General features: G+C 70.4%; 18 protein-coding genes. 11 read left to right on the top strand and 7 right to left on the bottom strand.

Going from position 1 to position 16,861, the window contains the following annotated elements:
- Window positions 1-39: 39 nt before the first annotated feature.
- From ABFX55_RS49515 to ABFX55_RS49505, 3 genes are all read left to right on the top strand, one after another.
- Complete coding sequence (locus ABFX55_RS49515; RefSeq protein WP_379479189.1) at window positions 40-789, top strand: alpha/beta hydrolase family protein; 750 nt, start codon at window positions 40-42, stop codon at window positions 787-789.
- A 77-nt stretch (window positions 790-866) separates the two neighbouring features.
- On the top strand, window positions 867-1,547 hold the full coding sequence (locus tag ABFX55_RS49510; protein WP_183658668.1) for a DUF4191 domain-containing protein: 681 nt from the start codon (window positions 867-869) through the stop codon (window positions 1,545-1,547).
- The gene (locus tag ABFX55_RS49505; RefSeq protein WP_346131204.1) at window positions 1,547-2,308 is read left to right on the top strand and encodes a class I SAM-dependent methyltransferase; all 762 of its coding nucleotides are present in this window, start codon (window positions 1,547-1,549) and stop codon (window positions 2,306-2,308) included. The genes ABFX55_RS49510 and ABFX55_RS49505 overlap by 1 nt, the downstream gene beginning before the upstream one ends.
- Here the strand turns inward: ABFX55_RS49505 and ABFX55_RS49500 are convergent.
- The 3 genes from ABFX55_RS49500 to ABFX55_RS49490 are packed head-to-tail and all read right to left on the bottom strand — an operon-like array spanning window position 2,292 to window position 4,289.
- A complete protein-coding gene (locus ABFX55_RS49500; protein ID WP_346131202.1) occupies window positions 2,292-3,215 on the bottom strand; it encodes a glycoside hydrolase family 113 protein in 924 nt (307 codons plus the stop codon). The genes ABFX55_RS49505 and ABFX55_RS49500 overlap by 17 nt on opposite strands.
- A 1-nt stretch (window position 3,216) precedes the next feature.
- A complete protein-coding gene (locus ABFX55_RS49495; RefSeq protein ID WP_346131200.1) occupies window positions 3,217-3,765 on the bottom strand; it encodes a TetR family transcriptional regulator in 549 nt (182 codons plus the stop codon).
- A gap of 56 nt (window positions 3,766-3,821) precedes the next feature.
- On the bottom strand, window positions 3,822-4,289 hold the full coding sequence (locus ABFX55_RS49490; protein ID WP_183658663.1) for an RDD family protein: 468 nt from the start codon (window positions 4,287-4,289) through the stop codon (window positions 3,822-3,824).
- A 72-nt stretch (window positions 4,290-4,361) separates the two neighbouring features.
- Here ABFX55_RS49490 and ABFX55_RS49485 point away from each other — a divergent pair, with 72 nt between their 5' ends.
- From ABFX55_RS49485 to ABFX55_RS49460, 6 genes are all read left to right on the top strand, one after another.
- Entirely contained in the window at window positions 4,362-5,351 is a 990-nt protein-coding gene (locus ABFX55_RS49485) for a hypothetical protein (RefSeq protein WP_346131199.1), read from the top strand.
- Window positions 5,352-5,445: 94 nt separating this feature from the next.
- Window positions 5,446-6,870 carry a type I glutamate--ammonia ligase gene (glnA, locus tag ABFX55_RS49480; protein ID WP_183658658.1) on the top strand — a complete coding sequence of 475 codons (1,425 nt, stop codon included), beginning with the start codon at window positions 5,446-5,448 and terminating at the stop codon, window positions 6,868-6,870.
- A 387-nt stretch (window positions 6,871-7,257) separates the two neighbouring features.
- Window positions 7,258-7,665 carry a VOC family protein gene (locus ABFX55_RS49475; protein ID WP_346131197.1) on the top strand — a complete coding sequence of 136 codons (408 nt, stop codon included), beginning with the start codon at window positions 7,258-7,260 and terminating at the stop codon, window positions 7,663-7,665.
- 72 nt (window positions 7,666-7,737) lie between these two features.
- Entirely contained in the window at window positions 7,738-8,616 is an 879-nt protein-coding gene (locus ABFX55_RS49470; protein ID WP_346131195.1) for a sigma-70 family RNA polymerase sigma factor, read from the top strand.
- Window positions 8,617-8,721: 105 nt separating this feature from the next.
- Window positions 8,722-9,381 (top strand): hypothetical protein, encoded by a 660-nt coding sequence (locus ABFX55_RS49465; RefSeq protein ID WP_346131193.1) that lies wholly within the window; start codon window positions 8,722-8,724, stop codon window positions 9,379-9,381.
- Window positions 9,378-10,034, top strand: a complete 657-nt coding sequence (locus tag ABFX55_RS49460; protein ID WP_346131191.1) for a hypothetical protein — start codon at window positions 9,378-9,380, stop codon at window positions 10,032-10,034. Before ABFX55_RS49465 ends, ABFX55_RS49460 begins: the two co-directional genes overlap by 4 nt.
- A gap of 136 nt (window positions 10,035-10,170) precedes the next feature.
- Here the strand turns inward: ABFX55_RS49460 and ABFX55_RS49455 are convergent, their stop codons facing one another.
- The 3 genes from ABFX55_RS49455 to ABFX55_RS49445 are packed head-to-tail and all read right to left on the bottom strand — an operon-like array spanning window position 10,171 to window position 14,744.
- The gene (locus ABFX55_RS49455; protein WP_346131190.1) at window positions 10,171-10,698 is read right to left on the bottom strand and encodes a hypothetical protein; all 528 of its coding nucleotides are present in this window, start codon (window positions 10,696-10,698) and stop codon (window positions 10,171-10,173) included.
- 42 nt (window positions 10,699-10,740) lie between these two features.
- Complete coding sequence (locus ABFX55_RS49450; RefSeq protein ID WP_379479183.1) at window positions 10,741-11,766, bottom strand: hypothetical protein; 1,026 nt, start codon at window positions 11,764-11,766, stop codon at window positions 10,741-10,743.
- A gap of 47 nt (window positions 11,767-11,813) precedes the next feature.
- Window positions 11,814-14,744 carry a bifunctional [glutamine synthetase] adenylyltransferase/[glutamine synthetase]-adenylyl-L-tyrosine phosphorylase gene (locus ABFX55_RS49445; protein ID WP_346131187.1) on the bottom strand — a complete coding sequence of 977 codons (2,931 nt, stop codon included), beginning with the start codon at window positions 14,742-14,744 and terminating at the stop codon, window positions 11,814-11,816.
- A 74-nt stretch (window positions 14,745-14,818) separates the two neighbouring features.
- Here ABFX55_RS49445 and ABFX55_RS49440 point away from each other — a divergent pair, with 74 nt between their 5' ends.
- Window positions 14,819-15,289, top strand: coding sequence for an HXXEE domain-containing protein (locus ABFX55_RS49440; protein ID WP_346131185.1), 471 nt, complete (start codon window positions 14,819-14,821; stop codon window positions 15,287-15,289).
- On the opposite strand, the gene ABFX55_RS49435 is transcribed toward ABFX55_RS49440, so the two are convergent.
- Entirely contained in the window at window positions 15,261-15,947 is a 687-nt protein-coding gene (locus tag ABFX55_RS49435) for a type 1 glutamine amidotransferase (protein ID WP_346131183.1), read from the bottom strand. The two genes, ABFX55_RS49440 and ABFX55_RS49435, sit on opposite strands and share 29 nt — an antisense overlap.
- A 61-nt stretch (window positions 15,948-16,008) precedes the next feature.
- On the opposite strand from ABFX55_RS49435, the gene ABFX55_RS49430 reads away from it, so the two are divergent.
- Window positions 16,009-16,857, top strand: coding sequence for an alpha/beta hydrolase (locus ABFX55_RS49430; RefSeq protein WP_346131182.1), 849 nt, complete (start codon window positions 16,009-16,011; stop codon window positions 16,855-16,857).
- The last annotated feature ends 4 nt before the right edge of the window (window positions 16,858-16,861 follow it).

Here is a 16,861-nt window from a genome sequence, read left to right as displayed (position 1 = left end):
TCCTCAGGATGACGCGCGGGCGCGGGCGCGCCGCGCACGATCGGCGCCACGCTCGTCGAGGAGCTGGCCTCCAGGGGCTACGCCGTCGTCACCGTCGACCACACCTACGAGGCGGCCCAGGTCGAGTTCCCCGGCGGCAGGCTCGAACGCACCGCCTTCCCTCAGCGGCCGACGCAGGAGGACATGGCCAAGGCGCAGCGGGTCCGCGAGGAGGACATGAGGTTCGTGCTCGACCAGCTCGCGCGGCTCGGGCGCGGCGACAACCCCGACGCCGAGCGGCGCGGGCTGCCTGCCGGCCTGCGCGGCGGCCTGGACCTGACGAGGGTCGGCGCGCTCGGCCACTCCATGGGCGGAGCCACGGCCGCTCAGCTCACGCACGGCGACCGGCGCGTCGACGCGGGCGTCAACCTCGACGGCGGCTTCCGCGGGTCGGTCGCGACCACCGGCGTCGCCAAGCCGTTCCTCCAGATCGCCGCGGAGAACCACACCAGGGCGAGCGATCCGTCGTGGAAGTCGTTCTGGGACAGGTCCACGGGCTGGAAGCGCGAGCTGCGCTTCACGGGGACGGCGCACTACAGCTTCTCCGACGCCGAGGCGATGGTGCCCCAGCTCGCGGGGGAGCTCGGCGTGCCGGCGAGCGACATCATCGGGACGATGGATCCCCGCCGCGCCGTGACCGCCCAGCGCGCCTACGTCAGCGCCTTCTTCGACCTGCATCTGAAGGGCAGGCAGACCACGCTGTTCGACGGGCGGAGCAGCCGCTTCCCCGAGGTGAAGCCCATCCCCTGAGGGGCCGCCCACGATGAGCCGCGCAAGGACGGGTCACGTTTTCATCTCCGGCGGGTGGTGTTTGTATCCTTCACAACATGGCTAAGCCCGTAGACCCAGAGAAGCCGGGGCGCATCAAGCAGCTCCGCATGATCGCGAAGATCATCCAGCAGGCCAACCCCAAGGGGATGCCGATCGTCTTTCTGTCGGCGGTCGCCACGCTGGCGGTGGTCATCGTGATCGGCCTGGTCACGGGCTGGATCTGGTATTCGATCTTCATCGGCATCATGCTCGCGTTCACCGTGGGCCTGATCGTGTTCGGCCAGCTGGCCCAGCGCGCCCAGTACTCCATGCTCGACGGCCAGACCGGCGCGGCCGCCGCGGTACTGCAGGGCATGCGGGGCAACTGGGAGGTGACCCCCGCGATCGCCGCCAACCGCGACCAGGACCTCGTGCACCTGGTGGTGGGCTTCCCCGGCATCGTGCTGGTCTCCGAGGGGCCGGGCAACCGCGTGCAGAAGATGCTGGTCGGTGAGAAGAAGCGGCTGCAGCGCGTGGTCATGGACGTGCCCGTCTACGACATCCAGTGCGGCGACGGCGAGGGCCAGGTGCCGCTCGGCAAGCTGCAGCGCCACCTGATGAAGCTGCCGCGCAACCTCAAGAAGCCGGCCGTCAACCAGGTCAAGGACCGGCTGCGCTCGCTGCCGAAGAACCTGCCGATGCCCAAGGGCCCGATGCCCAAGGGCGCCCGCATGCCGCGCGGCCCGAAGATGCGCTAGTGCTGTCGGCGTCGTCGCGGGCCAACCGCTTCTGGTGGGACGGCAACGCGGACGAGTACCAGGTGGAGCACGGAGACTTCCTTCGCGACTCCGGCTTCATCTGGTGTCCCGAGGGGGTCGACGAGGCCGAGGCGCACCTGCTCGGCGACGTCGCGGGCAAGGACGTGCTGGAGATCGGCTGCGGCGCCGCCCAGTGCGCGCGATGGCTGTCGGGGCAGGGCGCGAGAGTGGCGGCCTTCGACATCTCCCACCGCCAGCTGCGCCACTCCCAGCGCCTCGACCTCGACACGGGGCTGCGCGTTCCCGTCGTGCAGGCCGACGCCGAGAGCCTGCCCTTCGCCCCTGCCAGCTTCGACCTGGCGTGCTCGGCCTTCGGCGCGCTGCCGTTCGTGGCCGAGCCGCTGCGGGTCCTGCTCGAGGTCCGCAGGGTGCTGCGGCCCGGCGGGCTGTTCGTGTTCTCGGTGAGCCATCCGATCAGGTGGGCCTTTCCCGACGACCCGGGCGAGCGGGGGCTCACCTCCGACCGGTCCTACTTCGACCGCACGCCGTACGAGGAGAGGGACGACGAGGGCACGCCCACCTACGTCGAGCACCACCGCACGATGGGCGACTGGGTCTCCCTGGTGGTCGCCTCAGGTCTGACCGTCAGAGGCCTGCTGGAGCCCGAGTGGCCGCGCGGCCACGACCGCGTGTGGGGCGGATGGAGCCCGCTCAGAGGCCACCACCTGCCGGGCACGGCCATCTTCACCTGTAGCGCTTAGCCATGGCGTGGAAGACCTCCTTGGGCTCCCCTCCGGGCATCCTGACGACGCCGTAGGAGGCCAGGTCGTCCTCGCCCTCGTGGCTGTACCCGGCGAAGGTGAACCAGAAGGCGCTGTCGACGCCCTCGGCCTCGAAGACGTCCATGAGCTCGCTGAAGTAGCGGGCCTGCTCGCCCTCGTCGCGCACCGCGCCGGCGGGCGGGCGCCAGGCCATGCCGCCGAGCTGTCCCGCCCCCGTGTAGGCGCAGGTGCCGAACTCCGTGACGGCGACCGGCTTGCCGTGCTCGAAGTGGCCGCGGATCTCCTCGGCGAAGCTGCCTGCGTTGTAGGCGGCCCGGTAGGCGTCCACGCCGACCAGGTCGAAGGGGGTCCAGTCGATGAACTCCCACGGGCCAGAGGCGTAGGTGACGCGCCCGCCGAAGCGCGGCCTGACCGCCGCCTCCACGATGTCGGCGAGGAAGAGGCTCAGGCGCTCGAGCACGGGTCCGAGCCTGCCCCACCACTCCATGTCCGCCATGGCCATGGCCTCCATGCGCTCCATGTAGGTTTCACCCGACATGAATCCCCGGCCGAAGGCGCTGGTCTCGCATCCCGTGACGAACACCACCTCGGCGCCTGCCCTGCGCACCGCTTCGGCCCGGTCGGCGCAGTCGGCGTAGAGCCCGGTCATCTCCTCGGGCGTCAGGTCCACGGGGAAGGGCGCGAACCACACCTCAAGGCCGGCCGCGGCCGCCTGCTCGGCGGCCACCGACAGCCGCTCGGGCACCACCCCCGACACCCGTACGGCGGTGCAGCGCAGCTCCTCGGCGATCACCTTCATCTCCCTGGCCACGTCGGCGGGGTCGAAGGTCTTCCTGGAGAGATCGGGCAGGAAGCCCGTGTCGTAGTTGATGCCCCTGGCGCGCACGTCAGTGTCCCCTCATTCCGTTCTCGAGCAGGTCGAAGGCGAGTTTCACCGCGTCGTCCGTGAGGCGCCCCTCGAAGAACAGCTCCTGCAGGGCCGTCACGGTGGACATGAGCTGCGCCGCCATCAGGCGGGCGGTGATCTCGTCCCGCTCGGCGGCCAGCACGGCCGCCAACTCCGCCCGCTGTCCCGCCTGGACCGCCTGCAACCCCACGAGCAGCGCGGGGCTGCCGGAGATGATCCTGACCAGGGTCGCCACCTCGGGGGCGTCTGCCCGGACCATCAGGGCGCAGTGGTCGCGCACCGCGTCGACGACCGACCGGCCGTCCTGGCGGGCGGCGACGATTTCCGCGAAGTCCTCCTTGACGCCGTCGAGGACCAGCGACTCCTTGGAGGGGAAGTACTTGAACAGCGTCACCTTCGCCACCTCGGCCGCCTCGGCGATCTCGTTGACCGTGACGTCGTCGAAGCCCCGCTCGGCGAACAGCCGCATCGCCACCTGCTCGATGCGGCAGCGCGTCTGTTCCTTTTTACGCTCGCGCAGACCAGCCATACCGAAACCATACCAGGTTCACAGATGAACCGGGTTCAGAATTTGGGGCGCCTGCCCTACATGCGCACGACCATGGTGTTCGACACCCTGTCGTGCACGCCGCGCTGGTCGCGGTCGAAGATCACCGCGGGGACGGCCAGGCAGAGCAGGATGGTGCGCACCAGCACGGGAAGCCACCTGGGCCGCCCGCCGTCCATCGCCGCGACCCTGATGCCCATCAGCCGGTGGCCGAAGGTCTGGCCGAGGAAGCCGACCAGCAACAGGTACTGCACCGCGAAGATCGCCACCGGCACCCACGGCGACTCGGCCGGGTTGATCCGAAGCAGCGCCTGGGCGATGGCCCACGTGCAGATCAGCCAGTCGATGACCAGGGCGCCGAACCTGCGCCCGAACCTGGCCATCGAGCCGCTGCCCTCCTCGGGCACGCCCAGCCGCTCTCCCGGGTACCCGAGATCGACCCCCGCCGACCTCACCCCTCCCAGCCAGGTCTGGGTCCACCGGGGCTGCTCCTGCTTGCCGCTCATACCCCAACGGTATCCGCCCGGGGTGCCGGTCCGTATCATGCCTCGACACCCCCCGAAAGGCACGAGCCATCCATGTCCCCCGACGATCTCGACGACCGCTTCAACGCGCTCGTCTCCCAGGTGGAAACCGAGCAGCGACGCCCGAAGACCACCGCCCGCCCGTCCCGCCGCCGGATCACCGTGGCCGCCGTCGCCGTCGCGGCGGTCGCCGTCGTCGCCGTGCTGATCGCGGCGGGAGGCACGGTGGCGGGCAGGCTGCCTGACCTGCTCGCGGCCGTCGAGGCCGCGCTGCCGACTCTCGGACCCGTACCCGAGGAGACCGAGCCGGTGGCCGGCTCGCCCGAGGAGGTGGGGCCCTTCGAAGGCTCCAAGGCCGAAAGCTACCCCAACGGTGCGGCGGGCCTGGTCATGCCTCCCGCCAAGGCCATGCACGGCCTGTCGAAGAAGGACGTGGCCACCGCCCTCAAGCGGGTCAAGGCCCTCATGGCCGCCTCGCACCTGGACGTGCCGACCCTCATGGGAGGCAGGCCCAAGGCCTTCGCCGACCTGCTGCCCCCGGAGGAGCGCGCCTGGTTCAGGAAGAACCTCGACAGGACCCGCGGGTTCGCGGCGAAGGACGACTTCAACACCAGGGCGTGGGTGCACAGCTTCGCGCCGAAGACCGCCGAGCTGGCCACCCCTGTCGTCAAGGTGAAGGGCAAGACCACGCTGGGCCGCTACAGCGACGACGGCCGCACCGGCGTGAAGATCTCGATGAGCTACGTCTTCGTCTACGCCGTCCAGCGCCCGGGCCAGCCGTGGACCCGGCACCGGGTGGTCTCCCACCACGTCGGCGAGGCGCACGTCTACCGCGAGGACGGCGAGTTGGTCGTCTGGGTCTACACCTGGAACACCGGCGGCGTGACCCCCGCCAGGTGCGACGTCGACGACTCCTTCGTCCACCCTTTCTATCCCGACTCGCCGCGCGACAAGGTCGCCGAGCGGGCCACCGAGCACGCCGGCGACCCCTACGACCTCACTCCCGAGGACAACGAGGAGTGCACGATCTCCTCCGAGACGTGACGGGCTTAACACATGCGAAACAATCGGGACACGGGCTGGAAACGGCCGACCCCTACGGTCGGCCTGATAGCCCATGCCCCTGGGAGGTTCGAGAGTGTTTAACTCCGCCGACGACGTCCTGAAGTTCATTAGGGACGAAGGGGTGCAGTTCGTCGATGTCAGGTTCACCGACCTGCCGGGGACGACGCACCACTTCACCTTCCCGGTCGAGAACTTCGGCGCGAACGTCTTCTCCGACGGCCTCATGTTCGACGGCTCGTCGATCCGCGGTTTCCAGGCCATCCACGAGTCGGACATGCTCCTGCTGCCCGACCCCTCCAGCGCCGTGCTCGACCCGTTCCGCCAGCACAAGACGCTCAACATCAACTTCTTCGTGCACGACCCGCTGACCGGCGAGGCCTACAGCCGCGACCCGCGCAACGTCGCCCGCAAGGCGGAGGAGTACCTCAAGGGCACCGGCATCGCCGACACGGTCTACTTCGGCCCCGAGGCCGAGTTCTACATCTTCGACGACGTGCGCTTCGAGACCAACCAGCACTCGAGCTACTACTACGTCGACTCCATCGAGGGCGCCTGGAACACCGGCAAGGCGGCCGAGGGCGGCAACCTGGGCTACAAGCCGCGCTACAAGGGCGGCTACTTCCCCGTCCCGCCGATGGACCACTTCACCGACCTGCGCTCCGAGATGGTCCGCAACCTCATCGAGAGCGGCATCGAGGTCGAGATGCAGCACCACGAGGTCGGCACCGCGGGTCAGGCGGAGATCGACTTCAAGTTCGGCACGCTGCTCAAGACGGCCGACAACCTCATGCTCTACAAGTACGTCATCAAGAGCACGGCCCTCGAGTACGGCCACACGGTCACCTTCATGCCGAAGCCGATCTTCGGTGACAACGGCTCGGGCATGCACTGCCACCAGTCGCTGTGGAAGGACGGCTCGCCGCTCTTCTACGACGAGGTCGGCTACGCGGGCCTGTCCGACACCGCCCGCTACTACATCGGCGGCCTGCTGAAGCACGCGCCCTCGCTGCTGGCCTTCACCAACCCGACGGTGAACTCCTACCACCGCCTGGTGCCGGGGTACGAGGCGCCCGTCAACCTGGTCTACTCCCAGCGCAACCGCTCGGCCTGCGTGCGCATCCCGATCACGGGGTCCAACCCGAAGGCCAAGCGCATCGAGTTCAGGGTGCCCGACCCCTCCTGCAACCCGTACTTCGCCTTCGCGGCGATGCTGATGGCGGGCATCGACGGCATCCGCAACAAGATCGAGCCGCCGGAGCCCGTCGACAAGGACCTGTACGAGCTGCCTCCGGAGGAGGCCCGTCTCGTCCCGCAGGTGCCCGGCTCGCTGTCGGAGGTCCTCGACGCGCTCGAGGCCGACCACGACTACCTGCTCGAGGGCGGCGTGTTCACGCCCGACCTGATCGAGACGTGGATCGACTACAAGCGCACCAACGAGGTCGACCCGATCCGCCTGCGCCCGCACCCGCACGAGTTCGAGATGTACTACGACGTGTGAGCGCGTCATGTGAGTAGGCCGTCGGCCGTGCCCGCCCCGGGCGCGGCCGACGGCCTTGTCAGCTGCGGTCGGTACCTGAGGCACCGAGCCTCGCCGGCCGGGCGCCTCGGTCAGCGCGCGGAGCAGCTCTCCCCCCACCTTCACCACCGAGAGCCGCCGGCCTGGCCATGGCCTTCGAACTGGTCGAGTCCGCCCAACGGCGCCCGCCTGAAAGATCTTGGTGCACGCGATGGCGGTCCCTTCTCCACCGGATCCGCGCGGATACCCGTGACGCCCTGCTGCGCAGGGCTCGGTCCGTTCGTTACCTTCTGGCGCCCGCGCCCGTCATAGGAGCGACGGCCGTGTAAGCCCACGGTCGTCGGACCAACGACGAGATGGGAGACCAGGGTGCTGACGAACCTTATGTATGTGACGGTCCACGTCACCGATCAGGACCGCGCGCTGAAGTTCTACTCCGAAGGGCTCGGCCTGGAGAAGCGCGTCGACTACCCGGGGCCGGAAGGACGCTTCCTCACCGTGGGCGTCGCCGACAGTCCGGTCCAGATCCTCCTCTGGTCGCATGCGCCGGCCGCGGGACAGCCGGTCGAGCAGCGGCCGGGTGCCGCCTCCGGTCCGCTCATCCTTGAGTCGGATGACCTGAGGAAGGATTTCGAGGTGTTTCGCCAGCGAGGCGTAACATTCGAGCAGCCCGAACCGGAGGACTACCCGTTCGGCGTTCGCATCGAGGCGGTGGATCCGGACGGCAACCGGATCTCGCTCCGCCAGCAGCGCCGCCGCAACCGTGCCGATGGCTGACCGGCCGTAGACCATGCGACGATCCAGGCCCGTCATCACCCATGAGCAAGCAGATCCGAGGAAGACCACAGGATGACTGACACCAACCGGACGGACCTGCTGGCCGAAGCGTTCGAGGCCCAGCGCGACCGGTTGAGCGCGGTCGCCTACCGCGTGCTCGGATCGCACGCCGACGCTGAGGACGTGGTCCAGGAGGCCTGGATGCGGCTCGCCCGCCAGGACGCGACGACCATCGCGAACCTGGCGGGCTGGCTGACCACGGTGGTCGGCCGGATCAGCCTGGATGTCCTGCGGTCCCGCCAGACCCGCCCAGAGGCGTCCTACGGAGACGGGTTGTCCGAGCTCGTGATAACGGTCGACGACAGCGCAGAGCCCGAGGAAACCGTGTCGCTCGCCGACTCGGTGGGGCTCGCGCTGCTCGTCGTCCTGGACGCGCTCGGGCCCAGCGAGCGGCTGACGTTCGTGCTGCACGACCTGTTCGGGGTGCCGTTCGCCGAGATCGGCCAGATCCTCGGCAAGTCCGCCGACGCCACCAAGATGATCGCCAGCCGCGCTCGCAGGAAGGTACGGGCGACCGAGCGGCCGACGATCGTCGGACGAGAACAACGACAGGTCATCAAAGCCTTCCGCGCGGCCACGACGGGCGGCGATTTCGAGGCGCTGCTGCGCGTGCTCGACCCGGACGTGAGGCTGACGGTCGACACTCCGAACGGAGTGGTCGTCACCCTCGGCGCCACCGCAGTCGCCTCCGGTGCGCGGATGGTCTCCGGCGCTGTCGCACGACATCGAGCGGTGCTCGTCAACGGCCTTCCCGGGTACGTCTCGTGGCGCGAGGACGGAACCCCGCTCTCGATCATCTCGTTCACGGTCGCCGACGGCCGGATTGCCGCCATCGCGATCGTGGCTGATCCCGCCAGGCTCGCCTCCATGCACCTGCCAGACCCTGCGTGAGTCACGCTCACCGATTCCTCCATGTCCTTGGTGCGCTCCGGCAAGAGGGCGGAGGCGTCATTGAGACCTATTGACCTCGCTTCCCGGGCGATATGATCAAAAGTGATGAGTTACATCGCCGAGCGCATCGATAGTGACAAATGGCTGATCACGCCGGCGTCCTCAGGCGGGTCGGTCCTCATCGGCATCGTGGTGCTGGTTCTCATCCTCAAGGCATGCGCCTCGGGCGTCGAGACGCCTGCGCCCCCCGACTACCTGAAAGTCGCCTCGCCCCGCCCTTCCACGGCCTCGATACCGGCGCTGGAGACGCGAACGACAGCCGATGGCATGCGCAGGCTGGGCCGTGCGATCACCTCGCCCGACAAGCTGGTCGCCTTCGCCAACGCCCACATCGCCCCCTGCGCGTACCCCCGCGAAGTCGGCGGGCGGGAGATCGCCGCCTACCTGCCGGACGGCGCGGCGGCCCTGCTCGCCCACGCGGTGGTGTGCGAGGACAGCGGGGGCCCGATTCTCGGCATCATCCGGTCAAGAGCCTCGACCGGGTTCCAGAAGATCTACAAAAAGGCGTTTCTGGACGATCCCGATCTGTGGAAGAGGGCGAGCCACCAGATGTGGTTCGGCAACGGCTTCTTCCTCATCGGCGCCGACGCCGGCCAGGCCGCCGTGGGTCTGGCCAGACTCATCTGCGAGCCCGACCCGCACAGCGTGCACTTCGCGGACCAGGCGGACGTTTCCGGCTGCTATTTCACCACGGCGGACCTGTGACGACGCCGCGGTCGCGGGGCCTCGCGGCGCTCGCGTTGGTGGGCACACTGAGCGCGACCGGCTGCGGAGCCCTCACCGAGTGGCCCGACCACAGCGCCATGCCCGACGTCTGCAAGGCCCTGTGGCAAGAGCCCGCCACCAGGGCCATCGTGGGAGAAGAGCCGCCGTGGAGAGCCGTCCAAGGAGGGCGCAGCTTCTGGAGTTCGGAGGTGCGCCCCGACGAGGGCACCGGCAAGTCGATCGTCTGCGAATGGCGCGCCACCCAGACCAGGGACGGCGACCACATCAGCGTGCGGACGGTGGTGTACGGCCTCGAAGTGCAATCCAGTTTCGCGGGCCACCTGGAGGAGCCGGAGTGGCAGTGGGATGGGAGCCGTTGCGATATCTCCGACGCGGATTCGGGCTACGACGTCCGCCTGACCGCAGCCAATCCTCAGGCACTGCTCCTGCGTGGGCTCATGCGCGTCGACGACAACGTGATCACGTTGGTAGAGATCCAGACCAGGAAGCGGGTCGGGAAGAGCGGGCTCGCCTCTCAGGTGCCTCGGCCCCGAGATGCCACGGCAGTCCTGTTGCAGGGCGTCGCTGACTCCTTCGGTGCGGCGAAGCCCGTGTCGATGCCCTCGGGCAAGCCCGAATGCCACCAGGGGTAGCGCCCTGCCCTTTTCCGGAGACGCGTGTGGCTCTGACCAGCCGGTACGGCACGCGCCCGCAGAGTGGGCCGGTCCTGGCGGGGCTCGGCGGCCATGCCGTGCATCGCCGCCGAGCCTCGCCTGCCGAGCGCCTGGGTCAGCGCGCGGGGCAGGCCTCGCCGTACTTCACCGTGCTGAGGAGCACCGGGCCGCCGGTGAGCGGCTGACCGGCGGCGGGAGTCTGGGTGCAGATGCGCCAGGCCGTGTCCCAGAAGACGAGGCGGTTCTGCCCGGTGGCGTCGGTGATCCTGATGGTCGTACGGCGCGGCAGCGACTGCCGGGCGACCCGGACGCTCTTGCCTCTGAGCGCGGGCATGAAGCCCGGCCTGACCGGCGCCTCCACGCGCGTGGGACAGCTCTCCCCCACCTTCACCACCGAGAGCTCGACCTGCGCCTGCCTCTGCGTCTCCGCTCGCGCCGCTCCCGCGCCAGGCTGCTGGCGGCACACCTTCCAGTCACGCCGCACGACCACGATGCGCCCCCGCCCGCTGACGTCGGTGGTTTTGATGCGCTCGTAGCCCGCGTCCCTGAGCGACTGCACCGCCATCACCAAGCCCTGGCCCGCGACGTCGGGCACCGGCGCCACGACGGTCGAGGCCAGTACGATCCCGGCGATCATCCACATGTGAACTCCTCCCACTGAAACCATGGGGGGAGTGAGGTGATCTTACTTGGTGGAGCGCAGACCGGTGATGCGGCGCAGGACGTCCCACCAGAAGGGCGCGCCGAACAGCAGCGCCAGGTAGGTGACCAGGAAGCCGGGCCAGTGGCTGAGCGTGGTGAGGCGCTCCCACCACACGCCGCCGTTCCACGAGAGGGACGGGTCGCCCTCCTCCGGGATCACGACGCTGACGATCGCGTGGTCGAAGATCTTGACCAGCGCGGGCGAGCTCAGCGTCTCGGTCACGCAGCGGTACGGGTTGCCCGGCGTGGCGCACTCCTCGCGCAGCGGTTCGAGCCGCTCGGTGTCGCCTCCCGCGATCGCCGAGACGGCTGAGCGGTAGGCGTTGTCGCGCAGCAGCGTCTTGGCGTACTCGAGGCCGTCCATGCTGAACAGCAGCATGACCACGAAGCCGAGCACCGCCACGACCCACTTGACGTAGCGCCTGTAGAGCATGGACAGGCGCTGCATCTCGGCGTCGAACCAGCTCTCGACGCCCTGCCTGAAGCGGTTGAGGTCGCGCTGCGAGCCCTCCCACAGACCCTGCAGATGGCCGTGCAGCGGGCTGCCGACCGCCTGCAGCTTGGCCAGCAGTCCCTCGACGCCGTCCTTCTCCGCGGAGGCCATCTCCATCATCGCCACCGAGAACCGCTCGGGCGGGATGTCAGAGATGGTGGTCCTGCCCCGCTTGGCGTAGTCGATCTCGCGGACCCGCTGGTAGAACAGGCCGGTCAGGGCGCCTTCGCGCTCGGGCACGGGGGCGACCTCGGATGGAGAGGGCTGCTCGTTGTGCGCGGGGCGCGGATCCTCGGAGAAGGGCAGCTTGGCGAAGACGTCGGAGACCCTGCTGGGCAGCCACGAATGGCCCGAGGGCGCCGCGCCGTCCATGGTGTCGCGAAGGTAGGCCCACAGGAACTTGCTGCGGATCGACAGCAGCCTGACGAAGCCCTCGTTGAGCCCGCTGACCAGCAGCGACAGCAGCAGGAACGACGTCACGAGGCCGAGCGCCAGATCCACGTAAACAGACAGCAAACCGATCACCCCGCGCTCTTGATACACCCCCGCGCGTGGCCCCGCAATCAATCCCCGTAGAAGACTCTCTCCACGACCTTGCGGGCGCGGCGGGTCACCCTGCGGTAGTCGTCGACGAAGTCCTCCGAGCCGTCGGGCGGATAGCCGAGAGTCCCGGCGATCAGCCGCCGCTCGTTGACGTCGGTGGGCACCATGTCGCCCGCCCTGCCCTTCACGAGCATGATCGTGTCGCGGATGCGGGAGGCGAAGCGCCAGCTGTCGGCCAGCACCCGCGCCTCGTCCGCTTCGAGCAGTTCCTCGTGTACGGCCGCGCGCAGCGCCTCGAGGGTCCTGGTGGTGCGCAACGAGCTCAACGAGCCCGCGTGCTGGAGCTGCAGCAGCTGGGCCACCCACTCGACGTCGGACAGCCCGCCCCTGCCGAGCTTGGTGTGCAGGGCGGGATCGGCGCCGCGCGGCAGCCGTTCGGCCTCCATGCGCGCCTTCAGCCTGCGGATCTCCCTCACCGACTCGAGGGGCAGCCCGCCCGGCGGGTAGCGCAGCTCGTCGACCATGGAGACGAACGCCTCGCCGAGTTCGGGGTCGCCGGCGCTGAAGCGGGCGCGCAGCAGCGCCTGCGACTCCCACGGCGACGACCACCTGCCGTAGTAGGCCCGGTAGGAGGCCAGCGTGCGCACCAGCGGCCCCTGCCTGCCCTCGGGCCGCAGGTCGGGGTCGATCAGCAGCGGCGGATCGGGCGCGGGCAGCGCCAGCAGCCGCCTGAGTTCGTTGGCCACGGCGAAGGCGCTCTCCATCCGGTCGCAGACGAACATCACGTCGGCGTCGCTGGCGTAGGAGCACTCCATGCCGCCGAGCCTGCCCATCGCGATGACCGCGAACCTGCCAGGTGACTCGCCCCTGCTCTCGAGCCGCACCTTGGCGATCGCCGCGTCGAGCGCCGCCTGGATCGTCACGTCGTTCAGCTCCGACAGCGCCACCCCGACCTGCTCGATGTCGGTCAGGCCCGACAGATCGGCTACGGCCGTACGGAACAGCTCCCTGCGTCGCAGCGCCCTGACGGAGGCGACGGCGGTCTCGGCGTCGTCGTGCCTGGAGACGGCGGCGGCAGCCTCGGCCCTCAGCGCCGCGAACGGCCTGGCCGCCAGGTCGGCGTCGGAGCCGAGCATGGCGACGGCCTCGGGCGCGCGGGTGAGCAGGTCGGTGGCGTAGCGGCTGGTGCCGAGGACGCGCGCCATCCGGGCGGCGACGGCGGTCTCGTCACGCAGCAGCCGCAGGTACCAGGGCGTCGTGCCGAGCTGGTCGCTGACCTGGCGGAAGCCCAGCAGCCCCGCGTCGGGATCGGGGGTGTCGGCGAACCAGCCGAGCATGACCGGCAGCAGCGTGCGCTGGATGGCCGCGCGCCTGGACACGCCCGTGGTGAGCGCGGCGATGTGGCGCAGCGCGCCCGAGGGGTCGCCGAAGCCGAGCGCCTTCAGCCGGGCGGTGGCCGCGGCGGTGGACAGGCGTGTCTCGGAGTCGGGCAGCCTCGCCACGGCCTGCAGCAGCGGCCGGTAGAAGAGCTTCTCGTGCAGCCGCCGCGCCTCCCTGGCGTGCTTCTTCCACTGCCTGACGAACTCCGCCTCGGGATCGGGGCCGAGCCTCAGCCCTCTGCCGAGCCTGCGCAGGTCGCCGGGGGCCGAGGGCACGATGTGCGTACGGCGCAGCCTGTGCAGCTGCAGCAGGTGCTCGACCTGGCGCAGGAAGGTGTAGGCCTCGGCCAGGCCCCTGGCGTCCTCCCTGCCGACGTAGCCGCCCCTGGACAGCGCGGCGAGGGCGGGCAGCGTGGCCCTGCGGCGCAGCAGCGGATCGAGCCTTCCGTGCACGAGCTGGAGCAGCTGGACGGCGAACTCGATGTCGCGCAGCCCTCCTGGGCCGAGCTTGAGCTGCCGCTCGCCGTCCTCGCGCACGTGCGCCTCGACGCGGCGGCGCATCGACTGGACGTCCTCCACGAAGTTGTCGCGGGAGGCGGCGTGCCAGACCAGCTCGTCGACGGCAGAGACGTAGGCCGCGCCCAGCTCGGCGTCGCCCGCGACCGGCCTGGCCTTGAGCAGCGCCTGGAACTCCCAGGTCTTGGCCCAGCGCCGGTAGTAGGCCAGGTGGCTGGTGAGGGTGCGGACCAGGGGGCCCGCCCGGCCCTCAGGGCGCAGCCCCGCGTCGACCTCCCACAGCTCGGCGCAGGCGCGCATCATGCCCTGCGCCAGCCGGGTGGCCACGCGCAGCGCCTTGGTCTCGTCCGCGCCCTCGGCGGGTTCGGCGACGAAGATCACGTCGACGTCGCTGATGTAGTTGAGCTCGCGCGCGCCGCACTTGCCCATGCCGATCACGGCCAGCCGTACCGTCGAGAGCTCTTCGGCCGCGAGCCCGCCGTCGGGGCCGGCCTCGGCCCTCGCGACCGCGAGACCTGCCTCCAGCGCGGCGCCCGCCAGGTCGGACAGCTCAGCGGTGACCTCGGTGAAGGAGGCGGCGCCGGTGACGTCGCGGGCGGCCAGGCGCAGCAGCCGTTCGCGGTAGGCGCTCCTGAGCTCGCGTCCTGGAGAGGCCACGCTCGCCCGTGGCTGCCTGTCGGCGGGCTCGGCCCCGACCGCGCGCAGGAGGGCGGCCCTCAGCTCGCCCTCGCCGGGGCGCAGGACGGCCTGCTCGCTCGCCAGGGAGCGCCAGTGGCCCTCATGGGTGACCAGGTGTTCGCCGAGCGCGGCGCTCACCCCCAGGACGCCGAGCAGCCGTGAGCGCAGCTCCTCGTCGGAGCGCAGCGCGTCGAGCAGGGCGGGCTCCCGCTCGGCCACCCGGGTCAGCGACAGCAGGGCGAGGTCGGGATCGGCGACGGCGGCGAAGTCGTCGAGCAGCCATTCGGCGCCGGCCTCCTGGACCAGGCGCTCGGCACGGGCCGGATCGGCGAAGCCGAGCTTGGCCAGGCGGGCGGCGGTGGACTCGATCCTGGGCACGCCCCCATCCTCTCAGGTCGGCGTATAGTGAAAAATGCAACGCAACGTCGCGTTGTGTTGAGAAGGGAGAGATCATGGCTGCCTGGGGTTTGCTGGCCGCGTGGACGCTGCACGACGCCGAGGAGCTGGCCACGATGGCGAGCTGGGCGCATGAGCACAGGGCCGAGCTCACCGAACGCTTCCCCTGGATCCCCGAGCGCGTATGGGAGCTCGACCAGCGGCACGTGACCGTCGCCATCGGCCTCATGGGCGCGCTGGTGGCCTCCGCCGCCGCGAGCGGCCCGAAGAGCGGCCTCTACCGGGCGGCCGTGGCCTCCTTCGGCGTGCACGGGGTGATCCACCTGGCCCAGGCCGCGGCCATGCGCGGCTACACGCCGGGCGCCGTCACCGCGCCGCTCGTGGTGATCCCCTACTCGGTGTGGGCCTGGCGGAGGCTGGAGGACAGGCGGCTGCCCGCGTGGAGCTGGCTGCTGCTCCCCCTCGCGCTGGGCGGCGTCCACGCCGCCGCCCACGTGCTCACGAAGCCGCGTGACCGCCACTTCTGACCGCCTGGTCCACGACCTGCCTGCCGAACGCCTCGGCCATCGGCCTCCACGCCTCGACCAGGTCCTCCTCGGCCCGCTTCACCTCGACGACGAGCCCCTCGTCCGCGCCCCAGCCGGCGAAGATCTCGGGCGTGGCCTCGGGGTGGAACTGCACGGCCCATGCCCGCTCGCCGAGGCGGTAGGCCTGGTTGGGGTACTGCTCGCCGGCGGCCAGCCGTACGGCGCCCTCGGGCAGGGCGGTCATGGCGTCCTGGTGGTACTGCACGGCCACCGCCCTGCCGAGCGCGCCGAACAGCGGGTCGGCCGCCGCCTCGGGCAGCGCCACGACCTCGCGGGCGCCGACCTCGAGCCCTTCGCCGCCGCGCTCCACCGCGCCACCGCAGGCCAGGGTCATGAGCTGGGCGCCCAGGCAGATCCCGAGCGTGGGCGTGCCGTTCGCGACGCTGGTCCGCAGCAGGTCGCGGGTGGCGGGCAGCCAGGGATAGCCCTCGTCGTCCCATGCCGAGGCCTCGCCGCCCAGGACGATCAGCCCGTCGGGCGCGTGCGCGGGCACGCTCTCGCCCAGGTACGGCCTGACGACCTCGCAGGGCACGCCGAGCCAGTCTTCGAAGAAGCCCAGACCGGCTCCGGCCTCGTGCTCGATCACGGTGATGCGCATAAGCGCAATTATCCGGCCTCGGGGGCGATGCCCGGATCGGCCGCCGGACTAGGGTGTGCCCATGAAGCTCGACGACGTCGACGGCCTGCGCGTCGCCACCTTCGGGTCCGGCCCGAGGCGGATCGTCGCGGTGCACGGCATCACCGCCTCGCTCATGGCGTGGAACGCGGTGGCGCGACGGCTGCCGCAGGGGTGGTCGCTGGTGGCGATGGATCTCAGGGGGCGCGGCCACAGCCGCGACCTGCCGGGCCCCTACGGCCTGGCCAGGCACGCCGAGGACGTGCTGCGCGTGGCCGAGCACGTCGGGGCGGGCTCCGACTCGGTGCTGGCAGGCCATTCGATGGGCGCGTACGTCGCCGTGCTCGCCGGCGCGCGACGGCGCTTCGGGAAGGTGGTGCTGGTGGACGGCGGGCTGCCACTCCCCGCACTGGCGCCGGGCGCCGACGTGGACGCGGAGATCGAGGCGACCCTCGGCCCCGCGATAGCCAGGCTGAGCCAGACCTTCGCCACGGCCGACGACTACGTCGGCTTCTTCCAGTCGCATCCGGCCTTCGCGGGGAACTGGACCCCCGAGGCGGAGGAGTACGTCAGGTACGACCTGTTCGGGCCCCCGGGGGCGCTGCGCTCACGGGCCGTGGGCGAGGCCGTCCGCGAGGACGGCAGGTGGATGAGGCTCAACGGCGAGCAGATCGGCGCCGCGCTCGCCGCCGTCGAGGCGCCCATCGAGCTGCTGAGGGCCCCTCGCGGGCTGCTCGACCAGAGCGTCGGCATGTTGCCCGACGAACTGGCGAAGGCGTGGACCTCCAGGGTCGCGCTGCTTCGCGACGAGGCGGTGCCCGACTGCAACCACTACACGATCATGTTCGACGACCGGTGCGCGTCGCTGGTGGCGGGCCGCCTCACGAGCTGAGACG

The organism is Nonomuraea roseola (assembly GCF_039535395.1).
GTDB lineage: Bacteria > Actinomycetota > Actinomycetes > Streptosporangiales > Streptosporangiaceae > Nonomuraea > Nonomuraea roseola.
The sequence above is the reverse complement of the archived record's forward strand: the minus strand, read 5'-3'. Positions and strand labels throughout refer to the sequence as shown.